The following is a 24,502-nucleotide window of genomic DNA, read 5'->3' as shown; positions in this document are numbered from 1 at the left end:
AGCCAGGACACTCCGAAATAGCCGGAGCCGTCGAGAGTGCCACGTATCTGCGCACATATGCTGTTCGTCGTCGTTTTGACAGGTTGCCAAGAACGCGCCTGGTGCCGTGCAATGATCATCCGATGTCCAAGATTGCCGCTCTATCCGCAATTGCTGCCGTGATGCTATTCGGCGCAGCATGTTCCAACGACTCGGCCAAGACCACGGTGACAACCACGCCCGTCGCCGCGTCGACCACGACCGCGCCGAAGAGCTCCACCACCACACCCGCTCCCACGCCGCCCGCGCAGTCGCCCGCCCCCCGTACCACCGCGGTCGCTCCCGCCCCTGCCACGAAGCCCCAGAACCCGGCCCCCGCCCCGTGTGAAGGCACGGTCTGCACCAACCCCAATCACGGCGCCGGCACGAACCCGCAGGAGAACGGCGGCTCGGTCATGCCCAACCCGAACGGGGACGGCAGCACGGTTCCATGTGAAGGCACCATCTGCACCAACCCGAACAACGGCGCGGGACCTGATCCGCAGGGCGATGGCAACGTCATGCCCAACCCGAACGGGGACGGCAGCACGGTCCCGTGCGAAGGCACCATCTGCACCAACCCGAACAACGGCGCGAACAACTAGCCGAAGTCGTCCTGGCGACCCGCTCCATCCGATGACGCCGAGGCGCCGGCTGCCGCCTCGGCGTCACTCCGCGGGGGTGCACGCCGGTCACCGGTTCGGCCAGATGAATTCGCCAGGGCTACATCGCGCTCGCGGTGAATTGTCCAGGGCCGGTGGTGACGCCCGGGCCCATGCACGCCGATCATTTCCGGGGCCATCATTTCGTATTCGGCGACCACGCGAACCCAGCTGCCCCGCCATCACTCCATCACCGGCGTCCTCTACCCGCGCGACGCCCTCGACCTGGTGCGAATCCTGTTGGCGCTGTGTGTAATCGGGTCGTGGACCGGGTTCTGGCTGCGAGCCACGCATCGCGGACACGGTCGGGCCATCACGTAGGCGGTCGACACGCGTCGTTGGGGCTGCTCCCGGTTACGCATCTCACGGCCGTGTTTGAAGACGGACATCGCTGTCAATGAACTTCGGGGAGGTGTGAGGGTGACCTGGAATTCGCCGTGGGCGCGACGCTACTCGATCATGCGCGTGCCCTCGATCCGCGTGGGTATCCACACCATCAGGGCAGCATGGTCGGACGAATTGTCCGACAGAGCCGCGACACTCACCTACCACAGCATGCTGTCGCTGTTCCCCGCGCTGCTGATAGCCACGGCGGTCCTGGGATTGCTCGAACCACGCTCCGCGGATTCACTCGCCGACGCGGCGGGCCAGCTGGGCCCCGGCGACAGTCGCGCGGCTCTCGTCGACTCCATCCAGCACCTGCAACCCTCCGCCACCTGGTCGGGCCCGGTCGCGATCATCGGCTTCGTCTCGGCGATCTGGACGGTCTCGAGCTACCTGGGGGCCTTCATACGGGCGGCCAACTCGCTGTACGGAGTTTCCGAAAACCGTTCGACAGCAAGAACAATCGGGCTTCGACTGCTGCTGAGCGTCCTGCTGGTCGTCTCGATCGTCGTCACCGTCGTGGGGCTCGCCGTCACTGCCGGTGTGGCGACCAGGGTCGGCGGCTCCCTGCACACCACGACGACGGTGCTGACCGTCTGGCGCATCCTGCGATGGCCGGTGCTGGCGCTCATCGCCAGCGTCGCCCTGGCACTGCTGTACTGGGTCGCTCCGAATGTCACGAACCAGCGGATCCGGTGGGTGACTCCCGGCAGCCTCCTGGCGGTGGCGACCTGGATCGTGACCTCGGCAGGCCTGGCCTTCTACGCCGACCGCTTCGATTCGTTCAACCGGCTCTACGGATCGCTCGCGGCCGCCGTCACCGTGCTGGTGTGGATGTGGCTGTCGAATTTCGCGCTCCTACTGGGAGCGGTAATCGATGCGCAGATCTCTCGCCAACGCCTGCTCACTGAGGCAGGTGCCGGTGAACCGTGAGCAGCAGATGATCGAACGCGGTGCGGGCCCGGACGTCCATCGGGGTGAGGGGTTTGGACTCGGTCACCAAGGTGGCGCAGAGGTCGCGCAGTTTGGTGTTGGTTTCCTGCGAACGCCACCGCAGCACGCCGAACGCTTGATCGGCCGAAAGCCCGTAGACCGTCATCAGGATTCCCTTGGCCTGCTCGATCACCGCCCGCTGCGCCACGATATCGGTGAGCGCCTCCCCTATCCGTTCGGACTCGAGTTCGGGCAGCATATCGGTGATGTCGAGGTAGTAGCCGCTGGTCCCGATCACCGTCCCGTCGTCCTGCGTGATCGGCTCTGAAACCACCACCACCTGATGCTCGACACCGGCGGCATCGACGATGCGATGCTGGCTCGAGAACGGCGCGTGATCACGTACCGAGGTCACCAGCTCGGCCTCGACCCGGTCACGATCGTCGGGGTGCTTGTGTGACAACAGCAATTCCGTGGTGGGCTCCACCAAACCCGGCTCGTAACCGTGCAAGCGCGCCAGTTCGTCGGACCACTCCCAGCGTCGCTCGTCGAACCAGAACCTGAACGAGCCGACCGGCACCGGATCTCCCGCACCGACGATCTTCTCGACCGCGTTCAGCTCTCCGGAGGCAAGATCGCCGATATCACCGTCGCTGGCTATGTTCGTCACCCAGCAAGTATGACCGAGCACGCCCTGGGCAACGGCCGGGTCCGCGAGTCGCAGTACCCGGGCTGACCGACCTAACCGTTGCGGCCGGACAACGCCTGGTTCACCCGGCGCTCGACCACATCGACCAGGGCTGCGTGGTTTTCGGGCAGATCCAGGTAGAAGTGGCCGCCGGGGAAGCTCGCGAGCTCGAAGTCGCCGCCGGTGTAGTCGCGCCACTCCCCCGCTTCGGCGGCGCTGGTGGTCACGTCGGCGGTGCTGACCAGCGCGGTGATCGGCGTGCGTAGTTTCGCTCCGGGCACGTGCCGGTAGGTCTCGACGGCGCGGTAGTCGTTGCGCACCGCGGGCAGCACCAACTCGGCCAGGCTGGGTTCGTCGCGCAGGATCCGCACCGACTCCGGATCGTTGGACAGCCGCTCCAGATCACCGATGAGCACGTCGTCGGAACCCGCGTGGACGCGCCCGGTCTCCTCGAATCCCGGTGCGGGACGGCAGGATACGAACAGCTGTGTCACCGCGCGCCCATCGTCCTCGAGTCGCCGCGCGGTCTCGTAGGCCACGGTCGCGCCCATGCTGTGCCCGAACAGGCCGATCGGCACCTCCCGCGGCCACGCCAGCAGATCTGCCGCGATCGCCTCGGCCAATTCGACCAGCACGGGCACCAGCGGTTCCCCGAGCCGGTCCTGGCGTCCGGGGTACTGCACGCCGAATACGGCCGTGCCGCTGCCGAATCGCTGGGCGAGCGCCCGGTACGCGGTCACCGAGCCGCCGCCGGGCGGGAAGCACACCAGCACCTGTCGCGGGGCGGGGTCGGACTTCATCTCGCGCAGCCAGGCGGTACCGGTGGGTTTGGTGAAGGTCACCCGATCGAGTATGCCCCGCGTCCGGTCGACGCCGGAATCGCACCTGCCCGTTAGGGTCGGTCCGTGCGGAACCTCGAAAAGCTGGTGCGCGACTACGAATCCGGTGTCGGAGTCACCGGATCGGTGGTGCCGGAGGTCGATCCGGGTGCGAATCTGGCGGCGGCGCTGCCGGTCTGGTCGCTCGCGGGGGGCGCGGTCGCGGTCTTCGCCGCGGCCGCCGACCGCTGGCGCGAGGCCATCGGCCTGCCCGCGCAGCCCACGGTCCTGGATCCCGGCCGGGTGGCGGCGGCCTTCGCGAGCGAAAAGCTGTTCCGCATCAAGGATCAGCAACCGCACGCCTTCGCAGAATTATCGGGCTTCTTCACGAGTGCGGACTCCCGAGTGCGGACGCACGCGAACTATCCGCATCATCGCGACCGGCTGCTGCGGGCCCTCGACCTGCCCACCGACACCACCCGGGACGAATTCGCCCGGCGGGTAGCCGAACTCACCGGCGACGACATCGAACGGCGCGCACGCGCACGACGCGATCGCGGTGCGGGTGCGCTCCGAGCGCGAGTGGGCCGAGAGCGCCCCGGGCCGGGCCGCGGCCACCGGTCCGCTGGTGGCTGTCGAATCACGCGACGATCGTGGCGAATTCGAATTGCCCGCGACCGCGACCCGGTCGCTGCCGTTGCGCGGGATCCGGGTGCTGGATCTGACGCGGGTGATCGCCGGGCCGGTGGCGACGCGCGCATTGGCCCTGCTGGGAGCCGATGTGTTGCGGATCGACGCGCCGGGACTGCCGGAGATCGACTGGCAGTTTCTGGACACCTGTCAGGGGAAGCGTTCCACTGTAGTCGATTTGCGAACCGATCTTCCTGTTTTTCATGAATTGATCAGCAATACGGACATAATCATCACGGGGTACCGACCGGGCGCCCTGGAACGCCTCGGTACGCACGCTCGAGAAATTCGTCCGGGAATTGTGTACGGCCGTGTTTCCGCATGGGGTGAACACGGTCCGTGGGGCGATCGACGGGGTTTCGACAGCATCGTACAGGCGGCATCGGGAATTTCGCTCATCGAAGTCGCACATGATAATTCGCAGCGCGAACCATTCGTGGGCGCACTGCCCGCCCAGGCTCTCGATCACGCCAGCGGCTACCTGCTCGCGGCGGGCGTGCTCGACGCCCTGAGCGCCCGCAGCCTCGACGGTTTCGGCCGCGATGTGCGAGTCGCCTTGGCCCGGACGGCATCCTGGCTGCTCACGGCGCCGGGTCGGCGGACAGATCACCCGCAGCCCGCAATCCCCGATGTGCGCTATGCCATTTCGCACGGCTCGGTGCGGACCGCCGTACCCGTGCTGGCGGAGTATCCGGACCATCCGTGGCCCGCTCCCGGCTATGGTTCGAGCACTCCCGCCTGGAAAGTCCGACCGGACGGTTCGTCGTAGTCGCGAATGTATACAAGGCGCTGCACGCACACTCGCAAGTACATCAGCGAACAATGCGAATTCCTTTCGTGGACACCGTATTTCTTTCGTTAATAGATGAGATCCTGAAACCGACATCATTAATGCCGACATCTGTGCGGCATATCGGATGGAGGACGTCATCGTGGACATACCAGCCCCAGCGCTCGCAGCCGGAGATCCCGGCACTGTCTCCGTGGGGAAGCGGGAATGGGCAGGCTTGGCGGTGCTGGCGCTAGCCTGTCTGGTGTACTCGATGGACCTGACCGTCCTGCACCTGGCCGTGCCTCAGATCAGTGAGGTACTTCGGCCCACCAGCTCCCAATTGCTCTGGATCATAGACGTTTACGGCTTCATGGTGGCCGGGCTGTTGCTCACCATGGGGACCATCGGCGACCGCATCGGCCGCCGCCGACTATTGATGGTGGGCGCTGCCGCCTTCGCCGCGGTCTCGGTGATCGCCGCGTTCGCGCCCACCGCGCCCGTGCTGATCGGTTGCCGCGCCCTGCTCGGCATAGCCGGGGCCACCCTCGCCCCGTCGACACTCTCGTTGATCTTCACCATGTTTCGCGACGCCACCCAGCGTTCGGTCGCGGTCGGAGTCTGGGTCGGCTCCTACTCGGTGGGCGGTTCCATCGGCCCGCTCGCAGGCGGCATCATGCTCGAACACTTCTGGTGGGGTTCGGTCTTCCTGCTCGCGGTCCCGGTGATGGTGCTGCTGCTCGTACTGGCCCCGCGCGTCCTCCCCGAGTTCCGCGACCCCGACGCGGGCCGCCTGGACCTGATCAGCGCGGCCCTGTGCACGATCGCGGTCCTGCTGGTCGTCTTCGGAATGAAGAAGACCGCACAGGACGGCCCCGGTGTCGCCGCACTCGGCGCGCTGGCCGCGGGAATCATCCTGGGCGGCATCTTCGTCCGCCGTCAGCTCACCACCGCCGAACCCATGCTGGATCTGCGCCTGTTCCGGCTCGGCAGCTTCCGCACCGCGCTCACCATCAATATGGTCGCCATCTTCGTGGCCTTCGGCTACGCCCTGTTCGTGGGCCAATACTTCCAGCTGGTGCTGGGCATGTCGCCGCTGCGCGCCGGAATCGCCACCATCCCGGCCGGACTCGGTTTCATGATCGGTTCGCAGATCGGCCCGCGCATCATGAAGGTGGTCCGCCCGGCGTACATGATCGGCTTCGGCATGGCCATGGCGGCACTGGGCCTGCTGCTGCTCACCCGCATCACCACCACCGGCGGAGTCGAGCTCACCATCATCGCCTCGCTGCTGGTGTCCTTCGGCCTGGCACCGGTTTTCGGCATCACCACCGAGCTGATCGTCGGCACCGCACCACCCGAACAGGCGGGCGCGGCCTCCGGACTCTCGGAGACCGGAGCGGAATTCGGTGGCGCGCTGGGCATCTCGATTCTCGGCAGTATCAGCGTGGCGATCTACCGCACCCAGTTGCACGAGAATCTCCCCGCCGGACTCTCGGACTCCGACGTCCGCGACAGCCGAGACACCCTCGGCGAGGCCATGGAGGTCGCCCGGACGCTGCCCGACAAGCTCGGCACCGCCGTCGCCGACGCGGCCAAGCACGCGTTCCTCACCGGCATGCACCTCACCGCCGCGGTGGCCGCGGTGGCCGCGCTATTGCTGGCCGTGATCGCGGTGACCCGGCTGCGGCACGTGCCGCCGGGCTAGATCACCCGCCGGATCGACTGCCCCGCAACGCCTCCAACGCATCCACCAGCGCCGCGCCGTCCAGGGGCGGCGCGTCCGGAACGATGAGCTGCTGTACGCCCATGCCCTGGAACAGCAGGAACAGCAACTGCCCGACCACAGCCGCCTGATCCGCGGTGAGGTCCGGATGCGCCGTCCGCACGGTCGCGCCCATGTCCTGCAACGCGCCCTCCGTCGCCTGCGCCATGAATGCCTGCTGCGCCGGATCGCGCGCGATCTGCATCCCGTTCTCGAAGCTGAGCAGTAGCGAATCCCGGTGCCGCCGCGCCACTTCGGTCAGTGCGCTCAACAGCTCGGGCAGCCAGTCCCCCAGTGACCGCCCCGCAGTGGCGTTGATGGCGATGTCCAGGTCGTCACCGATATCGCTGCCCATCCCGAGCGCGATGGCCTCGGTGACCAACTGGTCCTTGGATCCGAAGTGATAGCCGATCGCGGCCAGGCTCACCCCGGCAGCGCTGGCGATGTCGCGGGCGGTCACCTTCGCGAGCCCGCGTTCCAATACTGCCTGCCGAGCCCCCGCCAGTAGGTCTTCTCGATTTCCCATAACCCCACCCTACCAGCGTCTTAGACATTTGTTCTAGACAGCCGTGTCAATCTCTGTTAGACATATGTCTTAGACGGACGTACCTCACCACACCGGGAGTTCCAATGACCACCACCTCCACCCCCCGCATCCTCGTTTCCGGCGGCGGCATCGGCGGCAACACCGTTGCCCTGCAACTGATTCGGGCCGGTATCCACACCACCGTCGTGGAGCGGGCCACCGCTCCCCGCCCCGGCGGCCAGGCCGTCGATCTCCGCACCGCCAGCAAGGACGTCGCCGAGCGCCTCGGCCTCATGCCCGAGATCCGCGACGTCAAGCTCGACGAGCGCGGCTGGGCCTACGTCGACCGCAACGGCAAGGTCTACGCCCGCATGACCGTCGAGATGTTCGACGGCGAGGGCCCGGCCGCCGATATCGAGATCACCCGCGGCGACCTCAACCAGGTCTTCCTCGACGAACTCGCCAAGACCGACGGCCCGCTGGACTACCGCTACGGCGACTGGATCCAGCACCTGGCCCAGGACGAGACCGGCGTCGAGGTCACCTTCGCCTCCGGCCGCACCGAACGCTACGACCTGGTCATCGCCGCCGACGGCGTGCACTCGGCCACCCGCCGAATGGTTTTCGGCCCCGAGGAACAGTTCGCCACCCACCTCGACGGCTACATGGCCTTCTTCACCATCCCCACCCCCGCCGATCTGGAGCCCGACTGGATGATGATGTCCAACATCCCCAGCGTCATGTTCGCCATCCGCCCCGATCGCGATCCGGCGACCGCCAAGGCCATCATCACCCTGCGCCAGGACTTCGATCCGGCCCTGCAGCGTGATCCGGTGGCGCAGCGCAACCGGATTCGCGAGGCGCTCACCGGTGCGGGCTGGAAGGCCGAGACGATCCTCGCCTCGATGGACTCCACCCCCGACTTCTACTTCGATCAGCTCGCCCGCATCGACGTCCCCGACCTGTCCAGCGGCCGCGTCACCCTGCTCGGCGACGCCGGCTACTGCGGTTCCCCGCTGACCGGAATGGGCACCGCCATGGCCGTGGTCGGCGCGTACCTGCTGGCGGGTGAAATCGCCGCCACCCCAACCGATCTCGCCGGTGCGCAGGCCCGCTACCAGGAGAAGCTACTGCCTTTCCTGGACAAGGCCAAGGAGCTGCCCGGCGGCGGCATCAAGGTCATGCTGCCCACCAGCCGGTTCGTCACGGCCGCCGCACGTTTCAATATGCGGGTGCTGATGTCGCGTCCGCTGCGCCCGGTGGCCAAGAAGCTGTTCGCCCCCAAGACCGCCGACTACGTGCTGCCCAGCTACTGACCCACCGCCCCCGGCCCGCAGCACCGCCCCCGCTACCCTCGATCCCGTGCGGCAGAAGATCCTCATGGACAACGACACCGGCATCGACGACTCGTTGGGTCTGCTCTACCTCCTGGCCTCGCCCGAGGCGGAGATCGTCGGAATCGCCTCCAGCGCGGGCAATGTGCCCGCGCCCCAGGTGGCCTCCAACAATCTCGCGCTGCTGGAGCTGGTGCGGGCCCCCGACATCGAGGTCACGCAGGGCGCGCTGACTCCCCTCGCGATTCCGCTACGCACGACCGAGGACACCCACGGCCCGCAGGGCGTGGGCTACGCCGAGCTGCCGCCGACCACCCGGACCCTGTCCGACCGGTCGGCGGCGCAGCTGTGGGTGGACCTGGCCCGCGCGCACCCCGGCGAGATCGTCGGCCTGTGCACCGGCCCGCTCACCAACCTGGCCCTCGCCCTGCGCCTGGAACCCCAACTCCCCCAGCTACTTCAGCGCCTGGTGATCATGGGCGGGGCGTTCAACCACCCCGGCAACACCACCCCCACCAACGAATGGAACGTGCACGTCGACCCGGAAGCCGCCAAGGAGGTCTTCGACGCCTTCTCCGCCGCCCCCGCCGACCGCCGCCCCATCGTGTGCGCCCTCGACATCACCGAAACCATCGAGATGAAGCCCGAACACCTGGTGCGCCTGGCCGAACGCGCGGGCAGCACCCCGATCGAACTGGTGACGGAAAACGATCCCCCCGAAGCCCGTTCGGCCGCCAGCAATCCGCTGGTCCGCTATCTGACCGACGCCATCCGCTTCTACTTCGACTTCCACCAGCTCTACGACCAGGGCTATCTCGCGCACATGCACGACCCGTTCGCCGCCGCGGTCGCCCTGGACCCGAACCTGGCCGTCACCAAACCCGCGACCGTCGACGTCGAACTGGCGGGGACCATCACCCGCGCCACCACGGTCGCCGACTGGGCGGGCATGTGGGGCCGGGAACCCAACGCGGACATCGTGGTCGGCACCAACCCGGAAGTCTTCTTCGACCGGCTGATCAGCCGCGTCGGCGACTACGCGCGCACGGCGTTCCCGCAGTGACCTCGCTACCGGTCACCGACACCGACTACCTCCCCGAATTCCGTGCGCGCCTGGGGCTTTCCGGGCTGATCGACGTCCACACCCACTTCATGCCCGAGCCGGTCCTGCGCAAGGTGTGGGGCTACTTCGACACCGCCGGACCGCTGCTGGGCCACCGCGAATGGCCGATCACCTACCGCGACGAGGAGCAGGTGCGGCTGAAGACGTTGCGCGGCTTCGGCGTTCACGCCTTCACCTCGATGGTCTACCCGCACAAGCCCGGCATGGCCGCCTGGCTCAACGACTGGTCCGCCGATTTCGCCCGCCGCACCCCCGACTGCCTGCACACCTCGACGTTCTACCCCGAACCCGGAGCCCTCGACTACGTCCGCACCGCCCTGGACGCGGGCACCCGGATCTTCAAGCTGCACATCCAGGTCGGCGACTACGACCCCAACGACCCCCTGCTCACCGAGGTGTGGGGCCTGGTGCAGGACGCGGGCGTCCCGATCGTCATGCACTGCGGATCCGGCCCCGCCGCCGGACGATTCACCGGCCCCGGCCCCATGGCCGCACTGCTGCAACGCTTTCCACGCCTGCGGCCGATCATCGCGCACATGGGCGCACCCGAATACACCGAATTCCTCGACCTGGCCGCCGCGCACGACAGCGTCCTGCTCGACACCACCATGAACTTCACCGACTTCTTCGAGGCCGCCGACCCGTTCCCGCCCGCGGACCGCCCCCGTCTCGCCGACCTGGGCGATCGCATCCTGTTCGGCAGTGACTTCCCCAACATCCCGTATTCCTACGCCCACGCGCTCTACGCTCTGGAACGTCTGGAACTCGGCGACGACTGGCTGCGCGGAGTCTGCCACGACAACGCGGCCCGGGTCTTCGGACTCGGCTGAACGGGAAGGCGGTTGATCATGCGATTGCTGGCAGAGATCCTGGTCGGGCTGCTCGCGGCCCTGCACGTCTACATCCTGATCATGGAAATGTTCCTGTGGACCACCCCGCGGGTACGCGCGAGCTTCGGCCTGACCGCCGAATTCGCCGAACAGACCAAGTCCCTGGCCGCCAATCAGGGCCTCTACAACGGCTTCCTGGCCGCGGGCCTGATCTGGGGTCTGATCGCGTCCGATCCGACCGGACAGGCCGCGAAGATCTTCTTCGCGGCCTGTGTCGTGGTGGCGGGCCTCTACGGTGCGGCCACCGCCAGCCGTCGAATCCTGTTCGCGCAGGCGCTGCCCGGCGCGATCACCCTGATCGCGGTACTACTGGCCGGATAGCGCCAGCGCCACCTTGGCATTGCGGCCGGGAGCCTCGGTCGCGATCGCGGCCTGCGCGGCGTCCTGGATCGGGTAGGTGGATTCCACCGCCAGGTCCAGCACGCCCCGCGCGGCCAGCCCGACCAGCTCGCCGATCAGCCGGCGCCGCTCGTCGCCACCGATCTCCTCGGCCCGCTTGGAACCCCAGAAACCCTTCACCACAGCCTGTTTGAAGATCATCGGTCCCGGGTTGATCACCATCGGCTTGCCCGAGAGCGCACCGAAGGAGATCAGCTCGCCGCGCTCGCCCAGCAGCGACAGCAGATCATTGGACGCCGGGCCGCCGACCTGGTCGACCGCCCGCACGATCGGGTCCCCGCCGGTGAGCTGAGCGGCCCGCTGCTGCCAATCCGGGGTTTCGGTATCGAGCACCGCGTCGAAACCCAACTCCTCCAACGCCTTCACCGCCGCAGGACTACGCACCAGGTTCAGCACACGCACCCCACGCTCGCGCGCGAAGAGGTTCAGCAGCCGCCCGACCGCACCGTTGGCGGCATTGACGGTGATCCACTGCCCCGCCGAGACCTGCAGATCCTCGAGCAGCATCAGCGCGCTCAACGGCATCGCCAGCAGCTGGCTCGCGGTGGCGTCGGACACCGAATCCGGTACCGGCACCAGCCCGCCCGCCTTGGCCACGAAGTACTCGGCCCAGGCGCCCTGTACACCGGAGACCGCGACCCGCTGCCCGACCTCGAACCCGGTCACGCCCTCACCGAGCGCATCGATCCGCCCGACCGCCTCGGTGCCCGGAATCGCGGGCAGCGCGGGTCGGTAGCCGTACACGCCGCGAATGATCGCCAGGTCGTGATTGTGAATCGGCGCCAGGTCCGCCGCGATCCGCACCTCACCCGCACCGGGCTCCGGCACCGGCCGATCACCAACGCCCAGAACGTTCTTCGGCTCGCCGAACTGCTCGATTACTACGGCACGCATGGTCATCGGTGTTTCTCCTCGGATCGGGTGTGGTCGGTCAGCGCCACGGTGAGGCGGCGCAGGGTGTCGCGCAGTGCGTCGAGTTCGATCGGCGTGAGGCCGGACCGCTCGGCGGACTGCGAGGGGATCGGGCAGGCCTGCCCGCGCAGCTCACGCCCCTGTTCGGTGAGCGTGATATCGACGCGGCGTTCATCGGAGGCCGAACGCCGCCGCTGCACGAATCCGGCGGCCTCGAGCCGCTTGAGCAGCGGCGAGAGGGTCCCGGAGTCCAGTTCCAGCGCCGCGCACAGCTCGCCGACGCTGCGGCCGTCGCGCTGCCACAGCGCCAGCAGCACCAGGTACTGCGGGTAGGTCAGCCCCAGGGCGTCGAGCTTGGGCCGGTACATGGCCGTCATCGCCCGTGACGCCGCGTAGAGCGCGAAGCACAGCTGATTTTCCAGCGCGAGCTCATCGGTCACGAACAACAAACTAGTCCGCAATTAGATTGTGCACAATCTAATCCGGTGTCGCCTCGATCACACCCCCGGCCGCGGCGAAAGGGCCGGTACCGAACAGCGGGAAAGTCGGTCGCGGACAAGAAGATTGCCGATACCTTCGATGTGAAGCCCGTCACAGGGCGGTTCGGCATGAGCAGTTGGAGGTGCGATGACGCACGAAGTAGTCGACCGGGTCCATGAGCTCGGAGGTCGTCTGGCGGCCACCGCCGAGGAGACCGAGCGGCAGGGCAAACTCTCGAAGGAGAGCGTCGAGCTCATCCGCGAGGCCGGGGTGATGCGCCTGCTACAACCCACCGATTTCGGCGGTTACGCCGCGCACCCCCGCGATTTCGCCGAGGCCGTGATGGCCGTCGCCCAGCACTGCGGATCCACCGGCTGGGTATGCGGCGTCGGCGGCGTGCACCCGTGGGAAATGGCCCTGATGGACCGCCGACTACAGCAGGAGGTGTGGGGCGAGAACCCCGACACCTGGATCGCGTCCCCCTACGCCGCCCAGGGCGTCGCGGTCCCCACCGACGGCGGCTACCTCCTGAAGGGCCACTGGAACTTCTCCTCCGGCACCGACCACTGCGACTGGATCTTCTTGGGCGCCATAGTCGGTGACGCGACCGGCAAACCGGTCATGCCACCCAAGATCCTGCACGTGGTGCTGCCCCGCAGCGACTACACCATCGTCGACGACTCCTGGGATGTCATCGGCCTGTCCGGCACCGGCAGCAAGGACGTGCTCGTCGACAACGCGTTCATCCCCGCGTACCGAACCATCGAGGCCGACGCGGTCGCGCAGGGCGAGATCGCCGCCGAGCGAGCCGGACGCACCGACACCGTCTACCGACTGCCGTTCTGGGCGATGTTCCCGCTGGGCATCACCGCCGCGGTCGTCGGCATCTCCGAGGGCGCACTGGCCGCACACCTGAACTATCAGCGCGATCGAGTCACCGCCATGGGCACCAAGATCAAGGACGACCCCTACGTACTGTCCGCGATCGCGGAGGCGGCCGCCGAGATCGCCGCCTCCCGCACCCAACTGCTCGACGGTGTCAGCCGCCTCTACGATCTCGCCGACGCGGGTAAGGAGATCACGTTCGCTGATCGTTCGCTGGTGCGCCGCAATCAAGTTCGCTGCGCCTGGCGCGCGGTCGCGGCCGTGGATCAGATCTTCGCGCGCTCCGGTGGCAACGCGGTGCGGCGCAAGAACGTCATGCAGCGGTTCTGGCGCGATGCGCACGTCGGGTTGCAGCACGCCATCCACACCCCCGGCTCGCTGTACCACTCCACCGCCCTGACCTCGATGGGACTGGAACCGGAAGGTGCGCTACGAGCGATGATCTGACGCCGAAAGCCGCAGACAGTACAAACCAGTCGGGCTCTTACCTGAATGGTTACGCGGATGTGTTGCCCTGCGGCACAGGCGTTCACCTCGCGGTGGCAGCGGCATGCCATGCTGGTGGCGCAGCGGACCGAGTCGAGTCATGCTGAAACTACAGCGAAAGCAGGGTGTGCGAACCCCGTGGTAGTAGAGATGACGCGGCTTCGACCCGCGTCCGAAGCCGAAACGCGTGGCAGTGACTACGCGGGTTTGCTGCGCCGGGCCAGGCAGGCCGGACTGCTGAATCGGAGACTGCGCTACTACGCCTGGAAGACCGGTTTCACGGCCGCCGCCTTCTTCGGCGGCTGGGCAGTGCTCATCCTGGGCGGCGATTCCTGGTGGCAACTGCTCACCGCGGTGTTCCTGGCGGCGGTGTTCGCGCAGTTCGCCTTCCTCGGCCACGACGCCGGGCATCGGCAGATCTTCCGCTCGCGCCGCGCGAACTACGTGTACGGCACGATCGCGGGCAATCTGGCCACCGGGCTGAGCATCGGCTGGTGGACCAGCAACCACAATCGCCATCACGCGCACCCCAACACCGAGGACGGCGATCCGGACATCGCCGGCATCCTCGCCCACTCCGGTGGCCGGGCCGCGGCCGGAAAAGGCTGGCGGCGCTTCATCTTCCGCTACCAGGCGTGGCTGTTCTTCCCGCTGCTGACCCTGGAGGCCGCGAGCCTGCACTTCGCCAGCGGACGCGCCGTGCTGCGCTGGCCGATTCCGAACCGGGTGCAGGAGGGCGCGCTGCTGGTCGCACACGCGATCCTGTATCTCTCGACGGTGTTCCTGGTCCTGTCTCCGGGCAAGGCGCTGGTGTTCATCGCGGTGCAGCAGGGCCTGTTCGGCTTCTACATGGGCTGCACGTTCGCACCCAATCACAAGGGGATGGCCGTGTTCGAGGCCGGTGACAGCCCCGATTTCCTGCGCCGCCAGGTGCTCACCTCCCGCAATGTGCGCGGCGGCCCGATCACCGACCTCGCGCTCGGCGGGCTGAACTACCAGATCGAGCACCACCTGTTCCCGTACATGCCCCGCCCGAATCTGCCGCTGGCCCAGGCGATGGTGATGGAGTACTGCGCCGAACTCGATATCCCCTACGCGGAAACCGGCCTGCTCGACTCCTACAGCCAGGCGCTACGCCATCTCGACGCGGTCGGCCGCCACGCGGAAGGTTCGCACCCGTAACTCCCGAGTGATGCCGTAGGTTTGCCAGGGTACGGTCGGCGACTGCGGGACTGGACTCGAGGAGGCGCGATTGGCGCGGGCCGAGGGCTGTGAGAGCGGTGCGCACTGTCCCGATCTCCCGCTGTCGGCAGCCCAATTGCGCTGGTGGGTAGCCCAGCAGCTACACCCCGAACTCCCCAGCACCGTCGCCCTCTACCTGGATCTCACCGGACGCCTGGACCGCGCCACCCTCCAGGCGTGCGGCACCCGAGCCGCCCGCGAACTGCAATCGCCCCTGCTGCGATTCCGGTTGGTGGACGGCCTCCCCCGGCAATACCTCGATCCGGAGGCGTTCGGCGAGGTGCCTTTCCACGACCTAGCCGACCGCCCGGACCCGATCGCCGATGCCGAGGCCGCCATGGCCCGCGATCACCGCAGGCCGCTGAACCTGCTGACCGACCCGCTCACCGTCGGCACGGTCTACCGCATCGCCCCGCAGCGCCACCTGCTCTACCTGCGCAGCCACCACATCGTCCTCGACGGACTGGGCGCGGCCGCCCTGCTGCGCCGCACCACCGAGTTGTACAGCGCCACACTGGAATCCAGCGAACCTCTACCGGACCCGGGATTCCTCACCATCGCCGAACTCCTCGACGACGAACGCGCCTACCTGACCTCGGCTCGCGCCCGCACCGACCGCGAATACTGGTCCGGCCAACTCACCGGAATGCCGGACCCCACCCGCCTGGCCGGAGCCATCGCCCCACCCGCACCCGAACCACACCGAGTCGAGGCGGCCGTACCCGAAGCCGTCGCCGCCCGCCTGCGCGAACTTCGAGAGCACGAGGGAATACCGTTCCCGGAACTCACCATCGCCGCCTTCGCCTGCTACCTCGCGGCCACGACCGGCAGCGACGACATCGTGCTGTCCCTCCCGGTCCCCGCCCGCCCCTCCGCAGCCCTGCGACGCTCCGGCGGCACGGTCTCCAACGTGGTCCCGCTGCGTCTCAACGGCATTCACACCGCCACCGTCGCGGACCTGATCGAGCAGGTACGGGCCACAGTGGTCGGCGCGCTACGCCACCAGCGCTACCGCTACGAGGACATGCAGCGCGACCGTGGCGAAAACCTCGCAGTGCGCGGCAGTTTCGGCCCCGCGGTCAACATGCTGCGCTTCACCGAACCACCACACGTGGGCCCACTGGCCGCCCAGGTGCGCCTGCTCTCCCTCGGCCCCGTGGAAGACCTGCTGCTCAATGGATATCAACTCGGCCCCGACGAGCGCACCGTCACCATCGACCTTCAGGGCAATCCGAACCTCTACAGCGCCGAAACCCTGGGCTGGCACCATCGCCGATTCCTCGACTACCTCGAGCGCTTCCTCCTCGACCTCCGACAGCCGGTGCCACCCATCGATTCGGCCTACCCGCTACCGGTGCTCGACACCGCCCGCACCGACCGTCTCCTACCGGACCTGTTGCGTACCAGCGTTATCGGTGATCGCGGAACACCGGAAACAACGCAGGTGGCCGACGCTGTGGCAGTCCGAGACGGACAGCGGAACCTGACCTACCGCGAGCTCGACGAGACGTCCTCGAGATGGGCAAGAGCGCTGATCGAACACGGTGCCGCACCCGGCGAATTCGTGCTCGTCGCCGTTCCCCGATCAGCCGAATCGGTGCTCGCGCTCTGGGCTGTCGCCAAAACCGGCGCGGGTTTCGCGCCCGTCCACCCCGGCGATCCGGCCGCCCGACTAGCGGCGGTAACAATGGATTCCGGCGCACGACTGGGAATCACGGTCAGATCGGTCCGCGCGAACCTGCCCGAAGCACTCACCTGGCTCGTCCTGGACGAGCCGGAAGTCTCGGCACAGGCAGCACGCCATTCACCCGCGCCACTGCGCGACAGCGACCGAACCCGGTCCCTGCACCCCGACCATCCCGCCTACCTGATCTACACCTCCGGCACCACCGGCACCCCGAAGGGCGTCGCCGTCACCCATCGCGGCCTGGGCCCCCTCACCGACTACATCGTCGACCACTATGCAGTGACCCCCGATTCGCGTGTCCTGCACGCCCACGCCCCCTCCTTCGACGCGCACCTGCTGGAATTGCTAGCCGCGTTCGCAACCGGCGCCCGACTCGTGATCGAACCACCCGAGGTGGTCGCCGGACCGGAACTCGCCGCCCTGTTGGCCGACCAGTCCATCACCCACTTCCTCACCACCCCAGCCGTCCTGGCCACCCTCGCTCCCGCCGACGTACCCGCCCTGCGCGTGGCAGTGGTCGGCGGCGAAGCCTGCCCACCCGACCTGGTACGCCGCTGGGCAACCGCGGTACGCCTGTTCAACGGCTACGGCCCCACCGAAACCACCGTCATGGCAACCCAATCCGACGCCCTGCCCGCCGACGGCCGAGTATCGATCGGCCCGCCCCTGCCCGGCGTCCGCGCGGTGGTCCTCGATTCCCGCCTGCGACGACTACCGCCCGGCACACCGGGCGAGCTGTATCTCGGCGGCCCGGGAGTCGCCGCAGGTTACCTGCACCAACCCGCCGCCACCGCCGCCCGCTTCCTGCCCGACCCGTTCGGCAAGGGCGAACGCCTCTACCGCACCGGCGATCTCGTCACCGCCCATGTCGACGGCACCCTCGACTTCATCGGCCGCGCCGACGACCAGCTCGCGCTGCGCGGCCGCCGTGTGGAACCCGGCGAGGTGGCAGCGGCCCTCATGGCCCTCCCCGAGATCGCCCACGCCGCGGTCACCACCCACGACGGCCCCACCGGCCCCCGCCTGATCGGCTACGTCGTTGCCGCACCGCAGGTCCGCCTCGACACCACCACCCTGATCCGCCGCCTCCGCACCCAACTCCCCGCCGCCCTGGTCCCGGCCCAGCTGGTCGAACTCGACCAGCTCCCGATCACCGCCCACGGCAAACTCGATCGCGCGGCCCTACCCCGGCCCACCATCGAACACCGCCCCTTCCGCTCCCCCGAATCCGAGCTGGAACGCCTCGTAGCAATCACTTTCACCACCGCGACCGGCACCGACCACGTCGGCCTCGACGACGACTTCTTCGAACTGGGCGGCAATTCACTACTCGGCGTGGCGGTCTGCGCCGAACTGGCCGCCGCCACCGGCCAGCCGGTCACCGTCCGCTGGCTCTACACCACCCCCACCGTCGCCGAACTCGCCGACCGCCTCGCCGACCGCGACGACACCTCCGACGACGCACTGGGAGCCGTTCTCACCCTGCGCCGCAACGGTTCCCGCCCACCCCTGTTCTGCGTGCACTCGGCGGTCCCACTGTCCTGGTGCTACGCCGAACTCGCCAGGTACCTGACCGATCGCCCCGTCTACGGCCTGCAAGCCCTCTCCCCGACCGGTGATCCCCTGGCCGCCACCATCGACGACCTGGCCGACGGATATGTAGCCGAAATTCGACGCGTCCACCCGGACGGCCCCTACCATCTGCTCGGCTGGTCACTGGGCGGACAGCTGGCCCATGCCGTCGCGGTCCGCCTGACCGAACAGGGCGCAGCGGTAACGACATTGGCGATGCTGGACAGCGTCGTCTTCCCCGAAGACATGCCACCCCCGCCCGCGCCCCGCATGCGCGACCTGCTCACCCACCTCCTCGGTGACGAGCCCGACGACGCCGACCAGCTGCCCGAGGTCACCGCCGAGCAGGCCGCCACCCACTTGTCCACGGCCGGAGCCTCTTTCGGCACCGGCCTCACCGCCGAGCAACTGACGCGCCTGCATCGCGGCTACGTCGACGGTGTCCGCCTCTCACACGGCTACCGCCCCGGCGTGTACGACGGTGGCCTGCTGTACTTTTCGGCAACCCACGGCGTCACCGCCGATTTCGGCGCAGAAATGTGGCGGCCGTACGTCACCGGCTCGCTAGTCCAGCACCCGGTCCCCGCCACCCACGCCCAACTCACGAATTCGGATGTCGTCGCGCTCATCGGACCGATTCTCGACGTCCACCTGCGGCAGGAAGACGATCGGTGAGGCCGGGCCCGCGTACCGGCGTGCGATGGCACAACGTGTACGACGACCCCGAGCAGTGGCAGCGCCAAGGCCCCGTCGCCACCGGGCTGACCCGCTGGGTGAGTGAGCATTTGATGCATCCGCACCCCGACCTCGGCCGCCCGGGACCGGTATGCCCGTTCGTGCGCCACACCGCCCACCACCGGCTGCTGTGGGCGGGCCTCGCGACCGAGTCGGACCCCTCGGCCACCCGGATGAACGCGATCGTCGACGACGCCCTGGACCTGTATCGCCGCATCCGCCAGGAACATCCGGCCGATGCCCGCGGCACCACCGTCGTCACCGTGTTCCCCGCCCTGTCCAGCTACGGGATCGTCGACGCCGTGCACGCCGCCCGCAAAACCGAGGTGGTGTCGGAAGGTTCGATGCTGGGCCAGTTCTACCCCGGCTGCACCGTTCCGGGCCTGTGGCATGCGGACTTCCATCCCCTCGACGCCCCCTACCCGATGCTGGTGCTGCGCCCGATGATGAGCACCGACTTCCCGTTCCTGGTGGCCCGCTCCGAGTGGCTGTACGCCTATTTCACCCACCTGGCCCCCGATCTCCCCCGCCCGCTGCGCTGGAAGATTGCCGAGCGGATGCGGATCGACGGTCCCGCCGCCGAGCTGATCACCGCGCTGCGCGCACATTCCGCGGACGAACACGCGCGCTGATCGACTGACTTGGACGCTTGTCGCGGGATACTGCTGTGATGCATCGGCTATCGCGCTGCCTCGTCGCCCTGGTCGCCACATTTGCTGCCCTCGTGCCGATAGCCTCCGCGGCCGATCCGGGCGGTTCCTCGATCCAGTCGGTACGCCCACTGGGCGGCCGCCAGTACGAGGTGGACGTCTATTCGGCGGCCATGAACCGCACTGTCCCCGTCTGGGTTTCGCACCCCGACTTCGCCGCGCCCGCGCTGTACCTGCTCAACGCGGTCGACGGCGGCGAGGACGGCGGCCCGTGGAGCGCCCGCACCGATGTGGCCCAGTTCTTCGCCGACAAGCCGGTCAACGTGATCACCCCGATCGGCGGTCGTGCCAGCTTCTACACCGACTGGATCGCCGACGACCCCACCCTGGGCCGAAACAGGTGGTCCACCTTCCTCACCCAGGAACTGCCGCCGCTGCTGGAGAACCAGTTCCAGATGACCGGCCGCAACGCCGTCGCCGGCGTCTCGATGTCGGCCACCTCCGCCCTGGACCTGGCCATCGACGCCCCCGGCCTCTACCAGGCCGCCGCCTCCTACAGTGGCTGCCCCCGCACCAGTGACCCGTTCGCCCGCTTCCTCGTCAATTCCGAGGTCGGGCTCTTCGGCGGCAACAGCGGCAATATGTGGGGCGGACTCGACGGCCCCGGCTGGACCTCACACGATCCGGTCCTGAATGCGGAACGGCTGCGCGGCGTCGCCCTCTACATCTCGGCGGGCAGCGGTATCCCCGGCATCCACGACACCCTCACCGACGCCTCGCTCGGCGGCAATGCGGGCGGCCTGTTCGACCGCGTAACGGTCGGCGGCGCAATGGAATCCGTCGTCCGCAACTGCACCCAATCCCTGACCGACCGCCTCGGCGCGCTGGGCATTCCCGCCACCGTCGCCTTCCGCAACGGCACGCACGCCTGGCCGTACTGGCAGGACGATCTGCACGATTCGTGGCAGGTGTTCGCCGGAGCGCTCGGCGTCTGATCGCTTCGTACGAGCGGAAGTTCGGACAGGTCCGGACAGCCGAACGACGAAATCCCCGGATCCAGCTCCTTACCATCGAGTGGCGGAAGTGTCTCCGCCACAATCGATTCGCTCTACGAGGGGCTGATTTTCCATGTCCAAACGACACAAATACGCGGGTTCCCATCTGGCGATCAGCACCGGGCTACCCGCCTCTCGCATCGCCGAATTGAGCAAGTACGTGGGCGAGGAGATCAAGTCCGGGGTCACCGCCATCCGGTTCGAGGGCGCCGGCGTCGGACGCACCGACTTCTCGGTGCGCGGCTGGGGCAATCACGTCGAATACCTGACCTTCCACGTGGTGATCAGCGATGCCGCCCACGGGGCCACCGGCCGCACCGTGATCGACAGCTACAAGACCACGCAGCAGACGTACATGATGATCCCGATCTCCCCGAAGACGATGAACGGCTACGGGCTCTACAAGCGCTTCATGACGAAACTCGCGGACGCGATCCGCGCCGAGGACCCGCGCGCCGACGTGGCCATCACCGAACGCACCGGGTAGCCCGCCATGTCCGATCTCATCACGATAGGCATTGTGGCGCTGATCTTCTGGTCATCGTGGCGATTCTGGTCCAAAGGCACCTACCGCGCGGACCGACCCGAACCTGACCTGTCGGAATTCCGGCCCCGCCCGATCGAGCACCCGGAGGATCAGTGAGCACCAACGGTCAAGTGCCCACCGGCCCGGTGGTATTCGAGCTCCAGCCCGTGCACGTCGCCCGAGCGATATTCGTGCTCTGCGTGATCCCGGTGCTGTACAAGTTCTCGGTCGAGGGAGTCACCACGACCATCGACTACCGCTTCTCCGATGGGAAAGTGACAACCACCGACAACTTGTTCTCCCAACTGGTGAGCGTGCTGCCGTGGATCGTCTGCGGGGTCATCGCGGCGGTCAGCGAGCGAATCCTGGTGGTGCGGTCGGCGCAGTGGCCCGAACCGATTCACGAGGTGCTGGTCCGGTACCGAATGGCTTCTCCCCGAACGGATTCCTGAGTATTCCCGGTTCGCAGCAGACGCGGTGGCGTCTATTGCCCCGTCTCTGGCGCGTAGAGCCACCGGTGGCGGTCACCGGTGGCATCTAGCGTCGGAGAGGTGACTGAGTTCTTGGAAGTTGACGGTGGACGTATCGCATACGAGGTGGCCGGATCGGGGCCGCTGATCGTGCTCTCGCATGGGATGGGAGACCATCGGCACGCCTTCCGATTCCTTGCCCCGAGGCTGGTCGAATGCGGATATCGAGTGGCCGCCTTGGATATTCGCGGGCACGGGGAATCCAGCATGAACTGGACATCCCACGACGGCAGCACCGCGATCTCGCGCACCGATGTGGCGAACGATATTCTCGCGGTGATTCACGAACTGGGTGAGCCCGCCGTGGTCGTCGGGCATTCCATCTCCGGTGGCGGGGCGACGATCGCCGCAGCGCAGGATCCCGAAATGGTGCGCGCCGTGGTCGAATTGAATCCTTTCACCCGTGTGCAATCGTTCTCACTGGGGTCGCTGTTCACGATTCGCCGGTATCGCCGGGGTCAGTTGGCGGTGATCGGGACGTTCGTTCTGCGCAGTCTCCGGGTGTGGATGCGGTATCTGGATATCGCGTACCCGATCAAGCCCGCCGACTACGACGCCTATATGGCCGACCTGTCGGCGAAGCTCAGCGAGCCGGGGCGGTTCGAGGAATTCATGAAGACCGGCAAGTCGACTCCCGCGGACGCCGAGGCGCAACTGCCGTACATCAAGTGCCCGACGCTGGTCGTGATGGGCACCGCCGATCCCGATTTCGCGGACCCGGAGGCCGAGGGTGAGGCGATCGTCGCTGAGATGACGGGCGGTTTGGGATCCGTTGCGCTGGCACCGGGTTCAGGACACTACCCGCATGCCGACCAGCCGGATCTGGTCGCGGATCTCATCTCGAAGTTCCTGTTGGATCGCGTTCATCCTTGATTCGCACAGGGTCGAGATCGCATCGATAGATAAACGGTCGAGATTCTGAATATTCTTATATCACAACGCTATTCGTATTTCGCAGGGTGGGGATATTCGATATAATTGAGGTATGAATTCGGGGGAGGGATTGAGCAGCTGCGGTATCACGGAACTGGAGGCCGCCATGGACTCTCTCGCCTCCGCGGATCTCACCCGCTTCTCCGATAGCGCCGTCGTGGAATTGATGCAGCGACTCGAGGTTTGCAAGCGTCGCTCGGCGGCCCTGGATTCGCGCCTGCTCATCGAAGCCTCGGACCGGTCCATTCCCGAGCACTGTGGCGCGGGCGGGTGCGTGCGGTTCCTGCGCGAAACGCTGAACCTGTCCCGCTTCGATGCCTCGTGCCGGGTGCGGGTCGCCGGGCAGGTCGGTGAATTCCGTGACCCGACCGGCCATTTGCGCGCGCCCGCCCTGCCGGTTGCCGCCCAGGCCTTCGAAGCCGGTGAGATCTCCCGCGACCATGTCCGCGGCATCACCGAGGTCATCAACCACCTGCCCGACTCCGTCGACGCCGACGTCCGCGCCGACACCGAGCAGATCTTGGTCACCTACTGCCGCACCGGCTGGCCCGATGACCTGCCCCGCATCGGCCGCACCATCCTCGCCCGCCTCGACCCCGACGGTTCACTCACCACCGAACGCGACCAGAAGCGCCTGTGCGGCATCGAGATCGGCCGTCAGCGCCTCGACGGAATGTCCCGCATCTCCGGCTGGCTGACCCCGCAGGCCCGCGCGGTGTGGGAGCCCGTCCTCGCCAAGTTCGCGCGACCCGGCATGTGCAACGGCAGCGACCCCCACAGCCCGGGAATCGCGATCGGCGACAGCGTCGACTCTCACGTTCTGGAAGTAGCCGCACGCCGCGATACCCGCAGTGCAGCCCAGCGCAACCACGACGCCTTCGCCGCTCTGCTCGGCGCGGATATCGATGCGGGCAAGCTGGGTTCACACCGCAGGCTGCCGGTCGAACTGATCCTCACCATGAGCGTCACCGACCTGGAGCAGGGTGCCGGAGTGGCCACCACCGCCACCGGCGGCGACCTGTCCATCGCACAAGCGCTGAAGCTGGCCGGAAACACCCGTCCTTTGCTCGCGGTGCTCGATCCGGCGGGAATGCCGTTGTACCTCGGCCGTTCTCCCCGCCTCGCGAGCCCCGCACAGCGCCTGGCCCTGATCGCCTCCGAGCGCGGCTGCACCCGCCCCGGCTGCGACTCCCCCGCCTCGATGTGCGCGGTCCACCACGTAACCGACTGGGCAAAGCGCGGCCCCACCGACCTGAACAACCTCACCCTCGCCTGCGACCACTGCCACGCACTGGTCAACGACAGCCCCAACGGCTGGAAGACGGTCAAGCTCGACAAGAACTCCCCCTACCCGGGCCGAACCGGCTGGATCGCACCACGACACATGGACCCGACCGGGACACCCCGAGTCAACCACCGCCATCACGCGGCCGAGCAGATCGCACAATCATTGGCGCGCAGCCGAACCCGCCGCGCTCAACTGGCCTACCAGGCTCGCATCTCCCACCGCGCGCCCGAGTAGGGAGCTGTCCCCAGCTCGGCCTTCCCACATCCAAACGCCGCACCGACCGTGCCGAGGGCTGCCCTCAGCACGGCATCGTGCGTTTGGTGCAGGCCAATGGGCCATGGAGCCGTTGCAGGCCTTGTCGGACAATCCGCATCAGCGATAGAGCCAGTCCGTACCCTTGGATAAACCCGACTCTCGTTCACAATGCAGGCACAAAGAATAGGGAAGCGTGGTCGCGTTGGGTGCCCTGCCGGACTTGGGCTGACGCCACCCCGGGAGCCGTCTCCTCTCGTACCAGCCCAG

Annotated in this window: 24 protein-coding genes; 17 read left to right on the top strand and 7 right to left on the bottom strand. The window is 67.6% G+C overall.

Features of this window, described 5'->3' with window-relative positions; genetic code table 11:
* Window positions 1-122: 122 nt before the first annotated feature.
* Together OG300_RS10245 and OG300_RS10240 are read left to right on the top strand one after the other, a co-directional pair.
* On the top strand, window positions 123-623 hold the full coding sequence (locus OG300_RS10245; RefSeq protein WP_405494530.1) for a hypothetical protein: 501 nt from the start codon (window positions 123-125) through the stop codon (window positions 621-623).
* A 477-nt stretch (window positions 624-1,100) separates the two neighbouring features.
* Window positions 1,101-1,997: a YihY/virulence factor BrkB family protein gene (locus OG300_RS10240; protein ID WP_405494528.1), complete on the top strand. Its 897-nt coding sequence runs from the start codon at window positions 1,101-1,103 to the stop codon at window positions 1,995-1,997.
* Here OG300_RS10240 and OG300_RS10235 read toward each other — a convergent pair.
* From OG300_RS10235 to OG300_RS10220, 4 genes are all read right to left on the bottom strand, one after another.
* Window positions 1,969-2,667, bottom strand: coding sequence for a PAS and ANTAR domain-containing protein (locus OG300_RS10235; protein WP_405494526.1), 699 nt, complete (start codon window positions 2,665-2,667; stop codon window positions 1,969-1,971). The genes OG300_RS10240 and OG300_RS10235 overlap by 29 nt on opposite strands.
* A gap of 71 nt (window positions 2,668-2,738) precedes the next feature.
* Window positions 2,739-3,527, bottom strand: coding sequence for a thioesterase II family protein (locus OG300_RS10230; protein ID WP_405494524.1), 789 nt, complete (start codon window positions 3,525-3,527; stop codon window positions 2,739-2,741).
* A gap of 92 nt (window positions 3,528-3,619) precedes the next feature.
* Window positions 3,620-3,844: a hypothetical protein gene (locus tag OG300_RS10225; protein WP_405494522.1), complete on the bottom strand. Its 225-nt coding sequence runs from the start codon at window positions 3,842-3,844 to the stop codon at window positions 3,620-3,622.
* A gap of 31 nt (window positions 3,845-3,875) precedes the next feature.
* On the bottom strand, window positions 3,876-4,121 hold the full coding sequence (locus tag OG300_RS10220; protein WP_405494520.1) for a hypothetical protein: 246 nt from the start codon (window positions 4,119-4,121) through the stop codon (window positions 3,876-3,878).
* Between the two features lie 112 nt (window positions 4,122-4,233).
* Between OG300_RS10220 and OG300_RS10215 the strand changes: the two genes are divergently transcribed.
* Window positions 4,234-4,962, top strand: coding sequence for a CoA transferase (locus OG300_RS10215; protein WP_405494518.1), 729 nt, complete (start codon window positions 4,234-4,236; stop codon window positions 4,960-4,962).
* Window positions 4,963-5,125: 163 nt separating this feature from the next.
* Window positions 5,126-6,670 (top strand): MFS transporter, encoded by a 1,545-nt coding sequence (locus tag OG300_RS10210; RefSeq protein ID WP_405494516.1) that lies wholly within the window; start codon window positions 5,126-5,128, stop codon window positions 6,668-6,670.
* Between the two features lies 1 nt (window position 6,671).
* On the opposite strand, the gene OG300_RS10205 is transcribed toward OG300_RS10210, so the two are convergent.
* Window positions 6,672-7,253: a TetR/AcrR family transcriptional regulator gene (locus OG300_RS10205; protein WP_405494514.1), complete on the bottom strand. Its 582-nt coding sequence runs from the start codon at window positions 7,251-7,253 to the stop codon at window positions 6,672-6,674.
* 104 nt (window positions 7,254-7,357) lie between these two features.
* Here OG300_RS10205 and OG300_RS10200 point away from each other — a divergent pair, with 104 nt between their 5' ends.
* From OG300_RS10200 to OG300_RS10185, 4 genes are all read left to right on the top strand, one after another.
* The gene (locus tag OG300_RS10200) at window positions 7,358-8,569 is read left to right on the top strand and encodes an FAD-dependent monooxygenase (RefSeq protein WP_405494512.1); all 1,212 of its coding nucleotides are present in this window, start codon (window positions 7,358-7,360) and stop codon (window positions 8,567-8,569) included.
* Between the two features lie 64 nt (window positions 8,570-8,633).
* Window positions 8,634-9,650 carry a nucleoside hydrolase gene (locus OG300_RS10195; RefSeq protein ID WP_405498519.1) on the top strand — a complete coding sequence of 339 codons (1,017 nt, stop codon included), beginning with the start codon at window positions 8,634-8,636 and terminating at the stop codon, window positions 9,648-9,650.
* Entirely contained in the window at window positions 9,647-10,540 is an 894-nt protein-coding gene (locus OG300_RS10190; RefSeq protein ID WP_405494510.1) for an amidohydrolase family protein, read from the top strand. Before OG300_RS10195 ends, OG300_RS10190 begins: the two co-directional genes overlap by 4 nt.
* A gap of 18 nt (window positions 10,541-10,558) precedes the next feature.
* Entirely contained in the window at window positions 10,559-10,921 is a 363-nt protein-coding gene (locus tag OG300_RS10185) for a DUF1304 domain-containing protein (RefSeq protein WP_405494508.1), read from the top strand.
* Here OG300_RS10185 and OG300_RS10180 read toward each other — a convergent pair.
* Window positions 10,907-11,899, bottom strand: coding sequence for a zinc-binding dehydrogenase (locus tag OG300_RS10180; RefSeq protein WP_405494506.1), 993 nt, complete (start codon window positions 11,897-11,899; stop codon window positions 10,907-10,909). The genes OG300_RS10185 and OG300_RS10180 overlap by 15 nt on opposite strands.
* The gene (locus tag OG300_RS10175) at window positions 11,896-12,351 is read right to left on the bottom strand and encodes a MarR family winged helix-turn-helix transcriptional regulator (RefSeq protein WP_405494504.1); all 456 of its coding nucleotides are present in this window, start codon (window positions 12,349-12,351) and stop codon (window positions 11,896-11,898) included. The genes OG300_RS10180 and OG300_RS10175 overlap by 4 nt, the downstream gene beginning before the upstream one ends.
* Window positions 12,352-12,538: 187 nt before the next feature.
* On the opposite strand from OG300_RS10175, the gene OG300_RS10170 reads away from it, so the two are divergent.
* From OG300_RS10170 to OG300_RS10130, 9 genes are all read left to right on the top strand, one after another.
* A complete protein-coding gene (locus OG300_RS10170; protein ID WP_405494502.1) occupies window positions 12,539-13,723 on the top strand; it encodes an acyl-CoA dehydrogenase family protein in 1,185 nt (394 codons plus the stop codon).
* Window positions 13,724-13,912: 189 nt separating this feature from the next.
* Complete coding sequence (locus tag OG300_RS10165) at window positions 13,913-14,944, top strand: fatty acid desaturase family protein (protein WP_405494500.1); 1,032 nt, start codon at window positions 13,913-13,915, stop codon at window positions 14,942-14,944.
* 70 nt (window positions 14,945-15,014) lie between these two features.
* Window positions 15,015-18,938, top strand: coding sequence for an amino acid adenylation domain-containing protein (locus OG300_RS10160; protein WP_405494498.1), 3,924 nt, complete (start codon window positions 15,015-15,017; stop codon window positions 18,936-18,938).
* Window positions 18,939-18,958: 20 nt separating this feature from the next.
* Window positions 18,959-19,630, top strand: a complete 672-nt coding sequence (locus tag OG300_RS10155; RefSeq protein ID WP_405494496.1) for a DUF6875 domain-containing protein — start codon at window positions 18,959-18,961, stop codon at window positions 19,628-19,630.
* A 38-nt stretch (window positions 19,631-19,668) separates the two neighbouring features.
* On the top strand, window positions 19,669-20,643 hold the full coding sequence (locus OG300_RS10150; protein ID WP_405494494.1) for an alpha/beta hydrolase: 975 nt from the start codon (window positions 19,669-19,671) through the stop codon (window positions 20,641-20,643).
* Between the two features lie 133 nt (window positions 20,644-20,776).
* Window positions 20,777-21,190, top strand: coding sequence for a hypothetical protein (locus tag OG300_RS10145; protein WP_405494492.1), 414 nt, complete (start codon window positions 20,777-20,779; stop codon window positions 21,188-21,190).
* Between the two features lie 152 nt (window positions 21,191-21,342).
* Window positions 21,343-21,681, top strand: a complete 339-nt coding sequence (locus OG300_RS10140) for a hypothetical protein (RefSeq protein ID WP_405494490.1) — start codon at window positions 21,343-21,345, stop codon at window positions 21,679-21,681.
* Window positions 21,682-21,780: 99 nt separating this feature from the next.
* Entirely contained in the window at window positions 21,781-22,632 is an 852-nt protein-coding gene (locus tag OG300_RS10135; RefSeq protein WP_405494488.1) for an alpha/beta fold hydrolase, read from the top strand.
* Between the two features lie 112 nt (window positions 22,633-22,744).
* Window positions 22,745-24,214: a DUF222 domain-containing protein gene (locus OG300_RS10130; RefSeq protein ID WP_405494486.1), complete on the top strand. Its 1,470-nt coding sequence runs from the start codon at window positions 22,745-22,747 to the stop codon at window positions 24,212-24,214.
* Window positions 24,215-24,502 lie beyond the last annotated feature (288 nt).

The sequence above is a fragment of the Nocardia sp. NBC_00511 genome, from assembly GCF_045161165.1.
Taxonomy (GTDB): domain Bacteria; phylum Actinomycetota; class Actinomycetes; order Mycobacteriales; family Mycobacteriaceae; genus Nocardia.
Note: the sequence above shows the minus strand (reverse complement) of the source record. Positions and strands in the feature narration are given on the sequence as shown.

Coding starts and splice junctions, on each gene's coding strand:
- OG300_RS10225 (WP_405494522.1), bottom strand. CDS start 3,844: ATGCGGAACAGCTTTTCGCTCGCGAAGGCCGCCGCCACCCGGCCGGGA.
- OG300_RS10170 (WP_405494502.1), top strand. CDS start 12,539: ATGACGCACGAAGTAGTCGACCGGGTCCATGAGCTCGGAGGTCGTCTG.
- OG300_RS10165 (WP_405494500.1), top strand. CDS start 13,913: ATGACGCGGCTTCGACCCGCGTCCGAAGCCGAAACGCGTGGCAGTGAC.
- OG300_RS10130 (WP_405494486.1), top strand. CDS start 22,745: ATGAATTCGGGGGAGGGATTGAGCAGCTGCGGTATCACGGAACTGGAG.
- OG300_RS10150 (WP_405494494.1), top strand. CDS start 19,669: ATGCATCGGCTATCGCGCTGCCTCGTCGCCCTGGTCGCCACATTTGCT.
- OG300_RS10205 (WP_405494514.1), bottom strand. CDS start 7,253: ATGGGAAATCGAGAAGACCTACTGGCGGGGGCTCGGCAGGCAGTATTG.
- OG300_RS10195 (WP_405498519.1), top strand. CDS start 8,634: ATGGACAACGACACCGGCATCGACGACTCGTTGGGTCTGCTCTACCTC.
- OG300_RS10200 (WP_405494512.1), top strand. CDS start 7,358: ATGACCACCACCTCCACCCCCCGCATCCTCGTTTCCGGCGGCGGCATC.
- OG300_RS10180 (WP_405494506.1), bottom strand. CDS start 11,899: ATGACCATGCGTGCCGTAGTAATCGAGCAGTTCGGCGAGCCGAAGAAC.
- OG300_RS10145 (WP_405494492.1), top strand. CDS start 20,777: ATGTCCAAACGACACAAATACGCGGGTTCCCATCTGGCGATCAGCACC.
- OG300_RS10245 (WP_405494530.1), top strand. CDS start 123: ATGTCCAAGATTGCCGCTCTATCCGCAATTGCTGCCGTGATGCTATTC.
- OG300_RS10185 (WP_405494508.1), top strand. CDS start 10,559: ATGCGATTGCTGGCAGAGATCCTGGTCGGGCTGCTCGCGGCCCTGCAC.